Genomic DNA, 15,637 nt, shown 5'->3' on the forward strand with positions numbered 1-15,637 from the left:
GGCGATCACGCCTTGCCGTTGGAGCCGGCGAGGGTCAGGTCCTTCGCGGTGACCGCGATCGCGCGGTAGCTGATGCCGTGCCCGAAGTCGTTCTCCCACGGGCGGGCGACCAGGCCAGGGAACTCCACCGGCATACCCGGCACCAGGTCCGACTGGATACCGTCCTCGGCGACCACCACGGTCAGCGCGTCCGGACGGCCATCCACGATCACAGCCACGTTCACGTTGAACAGAGTCTTGCCCGACTGCCGGTCCGTCGCGACCTCGCCGGTCTCCCGGTTCTTGACCTTCTCTTCCGGGACCTGGATCAGCATCACGGTCATCGCGTTCGTGTCCACAGGAATCTGACGCATCGTCTTGTCTCCTGATCTAGCGGGTAGTTGGGCCGCAGTTGCGGCAGCTAGATCAGAGAACCGCGAGATGTAGTGGACGCATCACGGCCTGTATGGACGCTTAGGGACGTCTGCGCTACGGTCAAAACGTCCCCGGGTGTCCTAGGAGGACCCGCGATGGCCAACGACCGCTTACGCGCCGCGATTTCAGCGAAGGGCGAGACGATCCAGTCGCTCGCCGAGCACGTTCAGGTGGATCCGAAGACCGTAGAACGATGGATCACCACGGACCGAACACCGCATCGAGGCCACCGATGGAAGGCCGCGGGGTTCTTGGATGCCGATGAGGTCTATCTCTGGCCCTCCGTCGAGAAGCAGGCAGAGACCGCCAGCGCGTCCGAGCTCATCACGTACTACCCCCACAGGGGCGCCGTTCCCACCGCCCTGTGGTCCACGCTCATCGACCGCGCCACGACCAACATCGAAATCCTGGTGTACGCCGGGCTGTTCCTCTTCGACAGCCACCCGGACTTCGCCGACCAGCTGGCCGAGAAGGCCAAGAGCGGCGCGGAGGTCCGGCTCCTGATCGGTGACCCCGACTCGGAGATGGTGCGCCAGCGAGGCGAAGAGGAAGGCATCGGGAGCGATCTGGCCGCACGCGCCCGCATCACACGCCGCTACCTTGAGCCGGCGCTCGGGATGCCCGGAGTCGAACTACGGCTGCACGACACAATCCTCTACAACTCGATCTACCGCTTCGACGAAGACGTGCTGGTCAACCCGCACGTGCTCGGAGCGCCCGCCGGGCAGAACCCGGTCCTGCATTTCCGGTACATCCCCGGGGCCCGGACGTTCCGCCACTACATGAAGAGCTTCGACTACGCATGGGAGCGCGCACGAACCGCGTAGCCGCAGAAGCCGACGACCGTGCGAGGCTTGAGTCATGGCCCGCATCGACTACTTCAACGATCCGAACGCTCCGAAAGCGAACAGCATCGTCCCGTCCGTAACGGCGGTCGCGCTCAACGAGGCCGGCGAGGTCCTGCTCATCCACAAGACCGACAACGACCTTTGGGCGCTGCCGGGCGGTGGCGTTGATGTCGGTGAATCCGTCGCTGACGCGGCGGTTCGAGAGACCAAGGAAGAGACCGGATTCGACGTCGAGGTGACGGGACTGATCGGGCTCTACACAAACCCCGCGCACGTCATGGCGTATGACGATGGCGAGGTGCGCCAGCAGTTCTCGATCTGCTTCACGGCCCGCATCGTCGGGGGTGAACTTCGGACGAGCCGCGAGAGCAAGGAAGTCGCGTTCGTGCCGCCGAGCAAGCTGGACGAGCTGAACATCCACCCGTCGATGCGCATGCGCATCGAGCACGGCTTGGCCAACAGGCCCCAGCCCTACATTGGTTGAGGGGCCTGCTCGCCGTGCGCCCTCTAGACCTCTGCCCCGCGGCTTAGGCGATCCTGGGTCCGTTCGACGGCGGCACCGAGATAGGGACGTGCCTTGGTGATAGAGGCGTTCACGTCGCTGCGGATGTCGTAGCGGTCGAGGATCTCATCGATGCGCTCGTCGAAAACGAACCGCTGGCCGGCGGGGCCCGTCGTCATGTCGGCATAGATCAGAGCATCCAGGAGCGGCGAATCCTCGCGCTCGTACACCGCAAGTTCGGCGGCGAGACCGCGCTGCTCCGCTTCGTAGACCGCGCCGGAATGGTGAGCAACGAGGCGCACCAGTCGATCAGGAGCGCCGAGAGACGCCAGGTAGCGGGCCCCATCGAGCGGATGGAATCCGGTCTCCCGCACTTCGGGCGCGTATCCGATGTCATGCAGCCAAGCCGCAGCCACGAGGAGATCCCGCTCTTCGGCAGGCACAGCCGGACCCGCTTCCTCCGCCCTTGCCGCTACGGCCTGGGTGTGCAACCAGCGATTCCCGAGGGGAGGCAGCAAGGCCCCGGCCAACTCGGCGGCTCCTTGCGGCGTATCGAGTGCAGATGGCATGGAAAGCACCGTAGTCGAGCAGCGCAGGTCGCCGACAGCCCGGGGCCAGCCGCTCCGGATCATGGCTTTCTAGGCGAGCGACCAGGTGCACCGCTCAATGCGGTGTGGAGTGGGGCCGTCAGCGCACTCTGAGCAGAGTTGAACATGTTCAACTTTCGTGGCAGCGTGAGCGCCAGACGATCTGGTGAGCGAAGCCACCAGGCTTTGACGTGCGCAAGGGGGAGTCATGCGTGACGAACGAGGGCGAGTCGCTGCGGGGATGCGTGGAGTGGTCTTGGCGGTCGCGGTGTTGACGCTGGCCACGGGGTGCATATGGCAGCAACAGACACTGTCTCGGGCCGACATCGTAGGCACCTGGACCGAGGGCGATACCGGGACCGGGACCCTGCACTTCAAGGACGATGGCACCGTCGTCGTCACCAACCTTGCTGTGTTCAGTAACGAAACCGACAACGTCGTCAAGGTGTCGGAGTGCAGCGGCACCGGCACGTGGTGGCTGTATCCCGACGACAAGGAAGCGCAGAAGTTGGGGACCAGCGTCTGCGACGGCAGCCCGTGGGAATTCGGCGGCTCGAAGGCGCATCCGAAAATGCGGGCCCTCGTGGGAGATCCTTCATACGGGAAATACCAAACCCTCAGCCGCGAGTAGCGGAAGCCGCCCGGCGCATCCAGCCCGTCGGGCAACCGCCTGTACTGCACCAGGAGGCACCGAGAGGTAGCGATCTTGGCGCGTGAGGCGACGCGGACAAAGTTTCCCTACATCATCAAGAGCTCGCTTCGCTCGCCGACCGGGGGTCTGTGGACTTCCCTCGGGGGCCGTGATCGACCCCGCCTAAAGGATCACGTCCATGGCGACGCGTGCGCGTCGGCATCGCCCCGCCGCCGCGATCCGGCCTGGGAGAGGGAAGAAGAGCGCCGGTTGATCTCGCAGTGCAGAGTGCAGGCAGAACCCCAGAAACCCCAAGTACCACCAGGACAACGAAGTTGGTCCAAGTCCAGAAGGATCAATCACAGGGATTGAGGGCCGCGCACAGCGCGGCGGCGCCGGGCGGGCGCCGACGCGCGCCCTCCACCATGTCTACGCCAGTGGGGGCGCGCGTCGGCGACCACCCGCGCCCGCAAGGGGCGAGAAACACATGGTCAAAGGGGGCATGGGGGCGCCATACGTGCAGGTCAAAGACGCGTTGTGCTTCGACTAAGGCCGGATCGCGGCGGCGGTGCGCTGTCGACGGACCCGCTTCCATGGTCGTTGCCCATCGGCGGGGGCGGCCGGATCTGCGGCTTTACCCACCTCCCAGGTCCGGGACCCGCGTCGAGCAAGACCAGGGGGCCACTCGTGCTACCTAGGGGCAGGCTCACAAACCTGCCCGAGTGGCCAACCAGCGTACGGCCCCCTGATCATGCCCGACCCCAAACCAGGCAGGACACCGGCCAAAGCCGCAGATCCGGCCTAATGCTGCCGTGTAGGTTTCGGGTTGACCCAAATCCAATACGTGACGGTTCCGTCCTGGTTCCGATCCGTAGTCTCGGCTTCCACTCGCGGGTCGTCCAAGCCGATCAACCTAATGCCGTCATACGTGTTGATCTGCATCCTCAGATCTTCTCTATCGAGAAACGGCTCTAGATCGATTTCTGTCGCAGTAGGTCTATACGGCGTCCAATTAAAGGCGCGTAGATTGGGGCTCAAGAAATCAGCCGCTCGACGAAAATCTAGATTGTCTCCCCGAATTCCCAGAGTCCGGAGAGTGGGCAACGTAGAAACCACATGCGCGTGGTGGTCGCCAGGGTTCCACACATTCAAGGCCACAAGATCCGGCAGCTCTTTGATGCTCGCAAAGTTGACGTCATGATCTGTTTCGATCGTGAGCGATGCGAGCTTGGGTGTCGCGGATGGGAGCCATCCAAAATCGAAACGCGGAACACCGACTAGGTATAGATCCACCAGTTCTGGGAGCGATGGAAAATTGGTCAAGTTCCCAGAATTTCCCAGAATCGCCAGGAGGCGCTTAAGTGACGTTAGGCCACCCAGTGAGGTGAAATCGCCCTCAGCGTGCCCTAAATTGAGAATCACCGACTCAAGGGCAGGGCATTTCAGGAGATCCTCATAATCAAACTTGTGAACTGAACGTCTTAGAATGAGCTCACGGAGCTGGCGTGATTCTGGCAACCAATCCAAGTTTTCAGTTGGACAGAATACATCAAGCGACCGGAGTGAGGGCAGGTACCTCAGGGAGTTCAACATCTCTGGAAGCGCGATGCTTAGCTTGGTCCAGGACTCAGGTGCCTGAGCCAGAATCTTTTTTGCGTACTCATCCGTCTCGAAGTACTGCCAGGCTCTCTCCAGTTCACGTCTGACAGTCACTCGCTCATCACGTGCATAACGTGCAATCAGTGACAGCGCCGCGTCGCCGCCGACCGTTGCGGCCATGCGGATTGTTGCCGCAGCCTCCCCGGCGGGCAACCTTCTTTCTGGAATCAGCGGAATCACCATCTCGCCGGCCGATGCCAGGTCTTTTGCGTCAGACATGCGGCGAGGTGGGATCAAACGAGCAGTGGAGTCTTTGACCTTTTCATAGACTTCTGGGTCGCATTCGCCAGCAGTTTCAAGGCAAGCAGCAGCCAGCAAGTGGAGTCGGCTCCGGTGCTCCGGTTCCCGGTCACCCCTGTCAAGCAGACGATTCAGAATCATCGAGCGTTCACGGGGGCGTGCGTGCCCCACTGCCATCACTACGACCTCGTGCCATTGGTCGAGGTGAGCGTTCAGCAGGAGGTTTTCAAGGTCATCAATCTCCACGATGCGTGCGGCTGCCAGGAACTCTTGAAAGGTCCTGTGAACAAAGTCGATCCTGCCTTCGACTGGGCGTCGTAGGCAGCCACTCCTCACAAGCAGATAGTCGAATATGTCATACTCACCCGAGGTCACCGATGGCATGGTCTGTAGCGAGAATCCAACCTGCCGTACAGCCTGTTCCTCTGCAGCATCACTCAGCCCATTGCGGATAAGCCAGTGTGCGAAACTGCCAAGAATGGACTTCTTTTGCGAATCTGTTAGATTCGACGGCTCGGGGTAGTTTATTTTGCGCTCGCGATCTCTTCTCAGCAGCAGCATATCGAGTGCGGCGCGATATAGCTCCATCCTGTCTTTCGGGAGTTGTGAGTGTCGATCGCGATTCAACGTACACAGGAGCGCGCATAGCAGGGGGTTAGAGGCAAGACGCCTCAACTGGCGTTCCTCCCTCACGGAGGCTACAAGATCTCTTTGCCCCTGATTCAGCGTATCGATTTCCTTTTGATCAGCCTCGATCTCGCGAGCCGCGTCGTGCCAATGTCTGATGAAGCTCTCTACGTCTTTTTGGCTCATCGGGAGCATATCGAGAGCTACGAACCCGTCTTGCGCAAGCCAATCAGTTTCAGCGGCCGCTGGCCGAGATGTAACCACATAATGTGCAGCAGGGTAGGTTCTCAGTAGTTCTCTGAGCCAATTTCTTGCTGAATCGCGCTGCTCTGATGGGAGTTCGTCAACTCCGTCAATCAATACAAGTCCTCGACCTGCACGGAGCACCCGATGCACCCACTTTTCTGGCATCTCTTCTGCCAAGTGCGTGCCTACTTCAGGGAAGAACCTACTCGGGCTGGGGAGTTCACCATTGGCGAATCTTCGCAATGGGAGAATGAAGGGAACTAACGTGTTCCACTCGTTGAGCTCGCCAGCGAGGCTTCGTCGCGCGGAATTGACTGAAAGCCACCGCAGAAGGGTAGTTTTGCCGGATCCGGCATCGCCGCGCAACAGAATTCTTTTGTACGAAGAGATGGCTGTCTCCGCGCGCATTCCTAAGGCGCCACCACTTCGAGGTCTTGCCGACTCTGACTCAACCCCAGGGGTGATCGCTGCGCCAAAAAGACCGTCTTCAATCTGGGTGACTTGGGAAGCAGGGGCCACGCTCAGAGTGATGTAAGCGGAAGTGAGATTATAGGACCGTCTCGACCTTTCGGCGAGATCTAGTCCGAATATTTCCATGCGATCGAGTGCGTCGATGATGAGAGCAGTGTAGTTCTGCTCGAAATCGAGATCCTGGGTCCGTAAGTCGGCGCCCATCTTTTCGTGCACTCTCTCAAGTGTTGTTGTTACAGATCGCAGGCGTTGAAGCTGCTCCACATCCGCTCGTGCGCAAAAAGTTGGCCACGATGTGATGAATTGAACCACGTGCAGTGAGGTGTGGTGTATCAATACTTCAAAATACACATCGGCATCTTCTGACAGGCGCGCGTTTCTGCGTAATCTGGATGCCTGCCCCATAACCTCACGCGCGTATGCTTCCGCGTCTAGATCAACGTCCCAGATGTCCACTCTGGAAGCTGCAAAGCTGTCTCCGACGAGAAGCATTACTGCAGAGGTTTCATTTTCGGAGATTCCGGGGAACTCGCGGTCGACGTAATTCTGCAACTTCTTGGCAACGTGATTTGCTAGGTGCTCGACATCTCTCTGCTCGACAGTCGTCGGTTTAGAGAAGCGCAAGCGACGCCGAGGCGTTCTGGCGAGACCCGCTCCGGGGGTTGGCATCGTGGCTCGTACTGCCGCGCTCGTCGCCGCCCCCAGCACCGCACCTGCGACTTTCGCAGCCACCAGCTCCAGCATCCGACTCCCCTCCTTGGCAAGAGCACTGAACTTAGTGCAAACCAGATGGCAGCGTGTCTGGTTGGCTGAAGTGAGCGCCGCAGCCAGCGGCTATCCGGCCGGTTGGCAACGGACAGCCGCTCAGTGCGGGCTGATGCCGGAGCTAGTGCAGGCCAGGTGCCCAGCCCGGTGTGGCCACTGATTCGTGGTCAAAGGACCAGGTCAGGCTGACTTTCTACTGGTCGGCAGGTTCAGCGGCTCGTGATTGTGCCAGATGAGGTGTCGGTCTCCACGACGCAGCTCTGCATCGCCCCACTCAAGGCGCATAACCCCGGCGTTCATGGCACATGCGTACGCCAGGAGAACTAGGCCGGCGTCCGAGGCTAGTTGACCTAGGTCCTTGTGGAACTCTTGCTCCTGAAACTTCTCGAGCCCGAGATCCAATTCTGCCTGCATCGGCTCGGGCCCGTGGCGTCGTATGAGGTCAGCTCGGAGGCCGACCGCGCGGCGAAGGCGAGCCACCGTTACTGGCACATCCCGCTTTGCGTAACGGATCGGGTAGAGCACCTGGCCGGCGACGACCATTACCGTTCGCGCCTGCAGCCGTACAGCCTCAACCCCAGGAATGTCTGCGAGTCCCGCTGCCAACTCCTCGTACTGCGAGGCGTGCAGCCCATGCCCGTAAGCTTCCAGGGTCTGTGTACCCACGCCCCGGTGGCCGTCTCGCGCGCGCTCATGGGCCCTGCCAATGCACTCTGGGATTCGCCTAGCCAGTGGCACGGCCAGCTCGCCGAAGACGCTCCATGACCATGGTGTGCTGGCGCTCAGGTCCCCCATATCGTTCCCCCTCGTACTCGCGGCACTGTCAGAGGCAACTGCCAGAGTTCGACGGTGACGTGCAGTCAGGTTCCCCGCAAGGGCGCACAGCCAGCGCAACCTGAGAGGACCTGCGACCGGGCCGAGTTACGTCACCAAGCTCGATTCCTTCGACCACGCCGCAGCATCACTTCAAGGCTGGTCGACGCCATATTCGAGGCTGCTGGTGTCTGGACTATCTGTGGACAGAGCCAGAGGAAAATGGCCTGATCAAGCTGCTGACCAGCACGTTATCCGTGAGGCGAAAGGGCCTCCGGAGCCGTGTGCGCAGGTTCGAATCCTGCCGGGGGCACCTCGCAGAAGGTGCCTAAAGACCCCGTCACCAGCGGAAACGCTGAGGCCGGGGTCTTCGCGTATGCGCAGGCAGATGCGGCCCTGAGCAGCACTATGTCGGTCGCTGCGGCGCATTTGCGGGATGGATCTTGGGACGTTTCCGCGGGTCCGCCCTGGAAACGGCGAAGGCCCCAGACGAATCCGAGGGCCCCGCCGCATGCCTCAGGCTCGGATCTCCCGCACCAAGGCACCGGCGTCGTCATAGAGCTCCAAAACGAACTCGCGGCTGAGGCAGCGGAGCACGCCTGCAAGATCGTCGAGGTGCTGCGGGTCGATGACGCCATTCAGCAAGACCTCTCGCCCTTCCACGGGATCAAGCTCGATCTGAGCCCAGCCGTTCTCCACCTCGTATCCGGACCAAGACGACGAACGCGATGACCAGCCGGCTCGGACGAAGGCAGCAGCCACGGCACCGCTGTCTCGGCAGTTCTGCACCACCCCGGAGATGTTGTTGCTGACGTCGATCCAGCGCGGATCCAGACGCTGGCCGTCATCGGATATGTCCACGGGCGGAGTATCCGACATCCGTCGAGCTGGGCGCCCCTAACGGGGGTGCGTTGGGCTGGGGAGCCGGGCAGCATGGCGAGGTGGCTGATCTGCTGTGGGATGACGTGAAGTGCTTCTTCGACCCGGACTTGATGGGGTCGCTGCCGGACGTGCGTGTCCCAGATGCCTCGGCGGAGGACTGGCAGGCGGTCCTCGACCTTGTCGCGGAGAGAGGCTGGAAGTGCCAGTACTCCGAAGGGGAGACGGTACTTCCGGTGCCCCGGGCGGAGGTCGCGCTGTCCCGCCCGGCAGATGCCGAATGCCCGAGCCTGCGGGTCTGGCCGACTGCCGACGTGCTGACGATCTTCCGTTTCCATGCCGACGATGAAGTCGACTTCGACGTCGACCTGCGGGAGTTGCAAAGCCAGGAGCGACTTGACGTGTTCTGCGGCTTCCTTCGGGAGATCGGGCGGCGGCTGGGCAAACCGGTGCTGATGGATCGGGAGGGCGACTCTGGCCATCCGATCCTCGGCTTCGATGTGGAGGCTGATCGAGTCGTCCTCCTCGCCGAGCCGCTGGCCAGGTGACTGAAGCCGACGGTGGCAGTTCGTAGAGGGCTCCACGACGGGGGACCGAAGCCCAGGTCCTTACTCGTATTCTCGGAGCAGATCCTCAATGCGCCGATTGGCGACTCCCTGTCGACCGCCCAAGCACTTGGCATACCGCTCAGCAGTACCTCGACACTGTCGCCCGCACGCGCGGCAACCCCGGTCGCGTCGACCCCCGCGTTGAGCCAGGTCGACAGAGCGGAGTGCTGTAGGTCGTACGGGCGCGCGGCCAGCGGGGAGGCCACGGCGGCCGGTGGGAGGGCCAGCAGGCGAGCTTCCCGCCAGACGCGGTAGTACGTCGAGGAGCCGACGATGCCGCCGCGTTCGTTGGTGAAGGGCCGTCCGTCCGGCGCGGTGCCGAACACCTGCAGGTGCTCATGAAGGGGCGCGACGAGAAGGGCAGGCAGCTACCACTTGACCTGATGGAATTCCATCGTGCCGAAGGTCAGGATGTCCATCGCGTAGCTCCACAACGCGTACCGCTGCTGATCGGTACGGCGATAGGTCTTGCCGAAACCGTTGTCGAGTATCTCGGCCCAGCCGTCGCCCTGTCCGTAGTGTGCGAACAGCCGGTCATTGCGCCGCGATGCGTCCTCTCCGGACTCCGCCGGGGTCTGGTAGATCACCTCATGCAGCCGGCCGTGCCAGAGAGTGAGGAGCAACCGACCGCCGTCGACCACATATGTGTTCACGACCGCGTCGGGAGCGTTCTCGTGAGGGCCCGACGACTCAAGTTCGCCGCGAATCCGCACTTCGTCAGCGGCGCACAGCAACTTCAGCAACGGAAGGTCATCGGTGAGGCAGCCCATGACGCGCCACCCTATGCGTCAAGCATCAAGCGAAGTAGGACACAGCCCAAGATCAGTGACGCGGACAAAATTTCCCTACGCCCATCAAGAGGCTCGCTCCGCTCGCCGGCCGCCGGTATCAGCGTAGGTGCCGATACCTTCCGCCGACAGATGCACGCCCGCCAGGACGCGTGTACGCCGACACCGCGCCGACGCCCCGGTCCGGCCTTCGGTCTCGCCGAGCAGAGTGCAGGCAGGACCCCAGAAACCCCAAGTACCACCAGGACTATGGATCCTGAGTTGACCGCTGAGAAGGTCGTGGATCGGGCGTTGGCCTACGAGCCGTTCGCGCTCTAGTTCGGCGCGGGGTCATTTTCCTCCTGCCCCCGCACCCGAGCCGCATAAGCCCGGGACTTGTTGCGGTTGCCGCATACCTTCATGGAGCACCAGCGGCGGCTGCGGTTCTTGGAGATGTCCCAGAAGACCCAGGCGCAGGTGTGTTCCGCGCAGCGTTTGAGGCGGGAGGCGTCGCCTGTTGTTGTCAACTGGTTCCAGGCGATGGCCAGTTGGGCCAAGGGGCGGCGGTCCGGCGGCAGGTCGGGGGTGGCGAGCAGGGAGCCGCTCGACGTGACCAGGACAGGGTGGTCGGCCAGGACTTGGTCGGCGGCCGCCAGGTGATCGGGGTTCGGGGTGTCGCCGACGTGGGCGCCCAGTTGTTCGCGGATCCCGGCGCGCAGAGACAGGTAGGACGCGTGGGTCGCGGCCGGTACGGCGGTCCTTGAGTCGCGCAGGCCGCGGCTGTGCAGCCAGGCGGCGAGGCCGGCCGGGGTGGCGATCTCGTCGCTCTCCTCCTCCACGTCGACCGTGTTGGCGAAGGCCTCCACGAGTGCGGCCGCGGTCGGCTGTTCGAGCATCGGCTCCACCCTTCGACGTTCCGTCGCGCTTCAGCCATCTTACCGGCTATCCGTTTTGCCGGTTGCAAGGCCGCGGGTTTCCATGTCAGGCTCATCTCACCGGTAAACGCGATAGGTGGTTAGTCAGTCGGAGCAATGGCTGAGCAATGGCTGAGTGATGACTGAGTGATGACTGAGCGATGGTTAGGGGTGGGTGGGGATGGCGGCCGAGGTGCTCGTGCAACAGCCCGGGGCCGGGCAGCAGCGGCCCGTACAACCGCAGCCCGTACAACCGCAGCCCGTGCAACCGCAGCCCGTACAACCGCAGATGGCCGGTCCCGGACCCCAGCAGTCGAACCGGCGCAACATCGCCGTCCTCGTCGGCTTCACCGCCGCCACCAATCTCGCCGACGGCGTCATGAAGATGGCCCTGCCGCTGCTCGCCGCCCAACTCACCTCGTCACCCGCGCAGGTCACGGCCGTCTCGCTGACGCTCACCGCGCCCTGGCTGCTGATCGCTCTGCATGTCGGCGTGCTCGTCGACCGGTTCGACCGACGGCGGCTGCTCTGGGGCGCGAACGGCCTGCGGCTCGCCGCGATGGGCTGGCTCACGGTCGGCGCCGCCGGCGGCAGCCTGCCCCTGGCCGCGCTGTTCGCCGCCGGTGCGGTCCTCGGTGTGGCCGATGTGATCGCCGGTACGGCCGGGTCCGCCATCGTTCCGGCGGCCGTCGGGCCCGACGGGCGTGAGCGGGCCAACGCGTGGGTGTCCGGCGCCGAGACGGTGTGCCAGGAGTTCGCGGGCCCGTTCGTCGGCGGTCTGCTCTTCGCCGCCGGCACCGGGCTGGCCCTCGGGGTGACCTGGATCGCGTACGCCGCGGCCGCCCTCGTCCTGCTGCTGCTCGCCGGACGCTTCCGGGCCGAGCGCGACACCAGCACGCCGGTCTCCGTCAACGCGCAGATCGCGGAGGGCGTGCGCTACCTGTGGCGCCACCGCCTGATGCGTACGCTCGCGCTGATCCTGACCGTTCTCTGCGGCGTCTGGGGCGGCTGGCTCGCAGTGATCCCGTTGTACGCGAAGCAGGAGATGGGCCTGACACCGAGCCAGTACGGGATCGTCCTGAGCGCACTCGGAGTCGGCGGACTCGTCGGCGCGCTCACCGTGACCACCGTCAACCGGCTCCTCGGGATGCGCTGGGCGATGTTCGCCGATCTCGTCGGCACCGCGGCGATGGCGGCGCTGCCGGCGCTGACCACTCAGGTGTGGGCCGTGGCGGCCGGTGCGTTCCTCGGCGGCATGGGCGGCACGCTGTGGACCGTGAACTCGCGCACCATCACGCAACGTCTGGTGCCGGACGAGATGCTCGGCCGGTTCGGCGCCGCGTCCCGCCTGTTCACCTGGGGAGCGATGCCGCTGGGTGCCGCGCTCATGGGCCTGATCGGTGAACTTGCCGGTCTGCGCGCGGCGTTCGCCGTCTTCGCGCTCGCCACCGCGTTCACGATCGTGCCGTTCCTGCGCACGGTCACGCCGGACCGCCTGAAGGCGTGAGCCGCGACGCGTCCGGATTCCGTAGGTCCGGATCGGCGGGCCGGGCGACGCCTGGCCTGCTGGGCGGATAGGCGGGCGAGCGGACAGGGTCCGATGGCGAGGCGGATCCGGGATGGGGCAGGGGAGGCCTTTGCTGCTGGGGGGGGGGGGCGGGCAGCGAGCAGCGAACGCGAGCAGCGGGCAGCGGGCAGTGAACGCGAGCAGCGAGCGGGGGATGACGGATGGCGGACGACGAGCCGCCAACAACGAGCGCCACGCCGCAGCGAATGTCACCGCCACTCGCCCGCGGACTCCTGCCCCCTGCCCCCGTGCCCCGGCCCCCGGCCCGGCCATCCGGCGCCACTCTGTACCAAGCCCCCCAGCCGCAGCCCCCAGCCGAACCCCACCCCCCCCGAGCCCTGCCCCAGCCCCCACCCCCAGCCCCGCCGACACACCCCCCAACCACGCCCCCGACACAGCCCCAACCACGCACCCCCACCCCCACCCCCCGTCTCCCCATCCGAAACCGACTCGCCTACCCACCCCCCACCTCCCCTACGCTTGTCCCGTGACCCCCGCCGATCTCTCCCGCACCGTGCTGCGCGCGGTGCGCCGCGCCGTCGAGCGTGGGGAGCTGGGTGCGGGTGTGCCCGAGCGGATCGTGGTCGAGCGGCCGCGGCCCGGCGGGCGCGGGGATTACGCGACCAACGCCGCGCTGCAGCTCGCGGGGGCCGCCAAGCGCCCTCCGCGTGAGATCGCGCAGCTGCTCGCCGACGAGCTCACCCGCGAGCCCGGGATCACCCAGGTCGAGATCACCGGCCCCGGTTTCCTGAACATCACGCTCGACAGCGATCGGAGCCAGGGCCAGTCCGTCGTACGGGAGATCCTCGCGGCAGGCACCCGCTACGGTTACGCCCCCGGCCCCACCGGCCGGATCGTGCAGCTGCACTTCCGCCGCGAGCTGCGCGCCGCCGTCTGGTGCGATGCCCTGCGGCGGATCCTGCTCTCCCAAGGCGCCCTCGTCCGCAGTACGTGCGAGCAGGAGCCACCCGCCGAGTGGGCGGCCCTCGGCATCCGGATCGACGCCCACGGCACCCCGCCCGCCCCCGGCCTGGCGCTCACGCAACCCGTGCCCGCGCCCGAACCGGCACCGCGGCTCGGCCCCGACGCCACCCGCTGGGCCCTGCTCGGCGCCGCGGCCCACGACCGTCCCCGGATGACCGAGGACTTCCTGGTGCAGCACGAGGACAACCCCCTCTTCCGGGTCCGCTACGCCCACGCCCGCACCCACGCCCTCACCCGCAACGCCGCCGACCTGGGCTTCACCGCCGACCCCGGCCCCGTACAACAGGAATCGGCCCTCCAGGCCGCCCTCGCCGACCACCCCCGCGTCCTCGCCCAGGCCGCCCACCACCGCGCCCCCGACCGCCTCACCCGTCACCTGACCGCGGTCGCCGACGCGCTCCTCGACCTGCAGCCGGCCGTCCTGCCGCAAGGCGATGAGAAACCCGAGGCCGCCCACCGCGCCCGGCTCGCGCTCGCCGAAGCCGCCGGGACGGTGCTCGCCGGTGGCCTGTCCCTGCTCGGCATCGACGCCCCCGAACACCTCTGAGAGAGACACAGAAGAGATGAGCCGTTCCGCCCACCCCGCCGGGCCCCGCCACGCCGACGTGCTGCCCGAGGGCCACTACACCGCCCCGCCCGCCGACCTCAACGTCCTCGACCCCAAGGTCTGGTCCCGTACGGTCACGCGCGACGCGAACGGCGCCCTGACCGTCGGAGGCATCGAAGTGGCGCGCCTGGCCGAGGAGTTCGGCACGCCCGCGTACTTCATGGACGAGGCCGACTTCCGCGCCCGCTGCCGCGCCTGGCGCGAAGCCTTCGGCACCCAGGCCGATGTCTTCTACGCGGGCAAGGCCTTCCTCTCGCGCGCGGTCGTCAAGTGGCTGTACGAGGAGGGCCTCAACCTCGACGTCTGCTCCGGCGGCGAACTGACCATCGCCCTGAGCGCCGGGATGCCCGCCGAGCGCATCGCGTTCCACGGCAACAACAAGTCCGAGGCGGAGATCGAGCGCGCCGTCGAGGCAGGTGTCGGACGGATCGTCCTCGACTCCTTCCAGGAGATCGCCCGCGTCGCCCACATCGCCCAGCGGCTCGGCAAGCGCCAGCCCGTCCTCATCCGCGTGACGGTCGGCGTCGAGGCCCACACCCACGAGTTCATCGCGACCGCGCACGAGGACCAGAAGTTCGGCATCGCGCTCGCCGGCGGCCAGGCGGCCGAGGCCGTACGGCGCGCGCTGAAGCTCGACGGTCTCGAACTCCTCGGTATCCACAGCCACATCGGCTCGCAGATCTTCGACATGGCCGGCTTCGAGGTCTCCGCCCGCCGCGTCGTCCAGCTGCTCGGCCAGATCCGCGACGAGCACGGCGTCGAGCTCCCCGAGATCGACCTCGGCGGCGGCCTCGGTATCGCGTACACCAGCGAGGACGACCCGCGCGAGCCGCACGAGATCGCCAAGGCCCTCGCCGAGATCGTCACGCGCGAGTGCGAGACCGCGCGGCTCAGCACGCCCCGTATCTCCGTGGAGCCGGGCCGCGCCATCGTCGGCCCGACCGCGTTCACGCTCTACCGCGTCGGCACCATCAAGCACCTCGAGGGCCTGCGGACGTACGTGAGTGTGGACGGCGGCATGTCGGACAACATCCGCACCGCGCTCTACGACGCCGAGTACAGCGTCGCCCTCGTCTCGCGCACCTCCACCGCCGAGCCGATGCTCTCCCGCGTCGTCGGCAAGCACTGCGAGAGCGGCGACATCGTGGTCAAGGACGCGTTCCTGCCGGCCGACCTGGCCCCGGGCGACCTGATCGCGGTGCCCGCGACGGGCGCGTACTGCCGCTCGATGGCGAGCAACTACAACCACGCGCTGCGGCCCCCGGTCGTGGCGGTGAACGACGGCGAGGCGCGCGTGATCATCCGCCGCGAGACGGAGGAGGACCTGCTCTCCCTCGACGTCGGCTGACCGTTCCGAAGTGGGACCCCTCACGTAAGACACACGGCAGGAAAGGCCCTGCGGACGCCGGATTTCCGGCCCGCGGTGCTCATCGAAATGAAATCGACGTCTCATTATCCGGACCCGGGACGGAAACCCGGGTCCGGTGCGTGAGACTGGACCAACCGCA

The 15,637-nt window shown here is 65.4% G+C and carries 13 protein-coding genes and 1 pseudogene; 7 read left to right on the plus strand and 7 right to left on the minus strand.

Annotated features, from left to right (window positions below; genetic code table 11):
* Positions 1–5 precede the first annotated feature (5 nt).
* Positions 6–353, minus strand: coding sequence for a hypothetical protein (locus ABT367_RS09985; RefSeq protein ID WP_352251458.1), 348 nt, complete (start codon positions 351–353; stop codon positions 6–8).
* 156 nt (positions 354–509) lie between these two features.
* On the opposite strand from ABT367_RS09985, the gene ABT367_RS09990 reads away from it, so the two are divergent.
* Entirely contained in the window at positions 510–1,241 is a 732-nt protein-coding gene (locus tag ABT367_RS09990; protein WP_352251460.1) for an XRE family transcriptional regulator, read from the plus strand.
* A gap of 34 nt (positions 1,242–1,275) precedes the next feature.
* Entirely contained in the window at positions 1,276–1,746 is a 471-nt protein-coding gene (locus ABT367_RS09995) for an NUDIX hydrolase (RefSeq protein ID WP_352251462.1), read from the plus strand.
* A gap of 23 nt (positions 1,747–1,769) precedes the next feature.
* On the opposite strand, the gene ABT367_RS10000 is transcribed toward ABT367_RS09995, so the two are convergent.
* Positions 1,770–2,333 (minus strand): HD domain-containing protein, encoded by a 564-nt coding sequence (locus ABT367_RS10000; protein WP_352251464.1) that lies wholly within the window; start codon positions 2,331–2,333, stop codon positions 1,770–1,772.
* A 226-nt stretch (positions 2,334–2,559) separates the two neighbouring features.
* On the opposite strand from ABT367_RS10000, the gene ABT367_RS10005 reads away from it, so the two are divergent.
* A complete protein-coding gene (locus tag ABT367_RS10005; protein WP_352251466.1) occupies positions 2,560–2,982 on the plus strand; it encodes a hypothetical protein in 423 nt (140 codons plus the stop codon).
* An 801-nt stretch (positions 2,983–3,783) separates the two neighbouring features.
* On the opposite strand, the gene ABT367_RS10010 is transcribed toward ABT367_RS10005, so the two are convergent.
* Together ABT367_RS10010 and ABT367_RS10015 are read right to left on the minus strand one after the other, a co-directional pair.
* Positions 3,784–6,969 (minus strand): NACHT domain-containing protein, encoded by a 3,186-nt coding sequence (locus tag ABT367_RS10010; RefSeq protein ID WP_352251468.1) that lies wholly within the window; start codon positions 6,967–6,969, stop codon positions 3,784–3,786.
* A gap of 1,350 nt (positions 6,970–8,319) precedes the next feature.
* Entirely contained in the window at positions 8,320–8,664 is a 345-nt protein-coding gene (locus tag ABT367_RS10015; RefSeq protein ID WP_352251470.1) for a hypothetical protein, read from the minus strand.
* Positions 8,665–8,744: 80 nt separating this feature from the next.
* Between ABT367_RS10015 and ABT367_RS10020 the strand changes: the two genes are divergently transcribed.
* Positions 8,745–9,230 carry a hypothetical protein gene (locus tag ABT367_RS10020; protein ID WP_352251472.1) on the plus strand — a complete coding sequence of 162 codons (486 nt, stop codon included), beginning with the start codon at positions 8,745–8,747 and terminating at the stop codon, positions 9,228–9,230.
* Between the two features lie 60 nt (positions 9,231–9,290).
* On the opposite strand, the pseudogene ABT367_RS10025 reads toward ABT367_RS10020, so the two are convergent.
* From ABT367_RS10025 to ABT367_RS10035, 3 genes and pseudogenes are all read right to left on the minus strand, one after another.
* A pseudogene (locus ABT367_RS10025) lies at positions 9,291–9,658 on the minus strand (tyrosine-type recombinase/integrase); the annotation flags it as partial.
* Positions 9,659–10,060, minus strand: a complete 402-nt coding sequence (locus tag ABT367_RS10030; RefSeq protein WP_352251473.1) for a hypothetical protein — start codon at positions 10,058–10,060, stop codon at positions 9,659–9,661.
* A gap of 332 nt (positions 10,061–10,392) precedes the next feature.
* Positions 10,393–10,953, minus strand: a complete 561-nt coding sequence (locus tag ABT367_RS10035; protein ID WP_352251475.1) for a CGNR zinc finger domain-containing protein — start codon at positions 10,951–10,953, stop codon at positions 10,393–10,395.
* Between the two features lie 307 nt (positions 10,954–11,260).
* Here ABT367_RS10035 and ABT367_RS10040 point away from each other — a divergent pair, with 307 nt between their 5' ends.
* From ABT367_RS10040 to lysA, 3 genes are all read left to right on the plus strand, one after another.
* A complete protein-coding gene (locus ABT367_RS10040; RefSeq protein ID WP_352251553.1) occupies positions 11,261–12,478 on the plus strand; it encodes an MFS transporter in 1,218 nt (405 codons plus the stop codon).
* A 547-nt stretch (positions 12,479–13,025) separates the two neighbouring features.
* Positions 13,026–14,069, plus strand: coding sequence for an ArgS-related anticodon-binding protein NrtL (nrtL, locus tag ABT367_RS10045; RefSeq protein ID WP_352251477.1), 1,044 nt, complete (start codon positions 13,026–13,028; stop codon positions 14,067–14,069).
* Positions 14,070–14,085: 16 nt separating this feature from the next.
* The gene (gene lysA / locus ABT367_RS10050; protein WP_352251479.1) at positions 14,086–15,477 is read left to right on the plus strand and encodes a diaminopimelate decarboxylase; all 1,392 of its coding nucleotides are present in this window, start codon (positions 14,086–14,088) and stop codon (positions 15,475–15,477) included.
* Positions 15,478–15,637: the final 160 nt, after the last annotated feature.

Source organism: Streptomyces mesophilus, from assembly GCF_040300965.1.
Taxonomy (GTDB): domain Bacteria; phylum Actinomycetota; class Actinomycetes; order Streptomycetales; family Streptomycetaceae; genus Streptomyces; species Streptomyces mesophilus_A.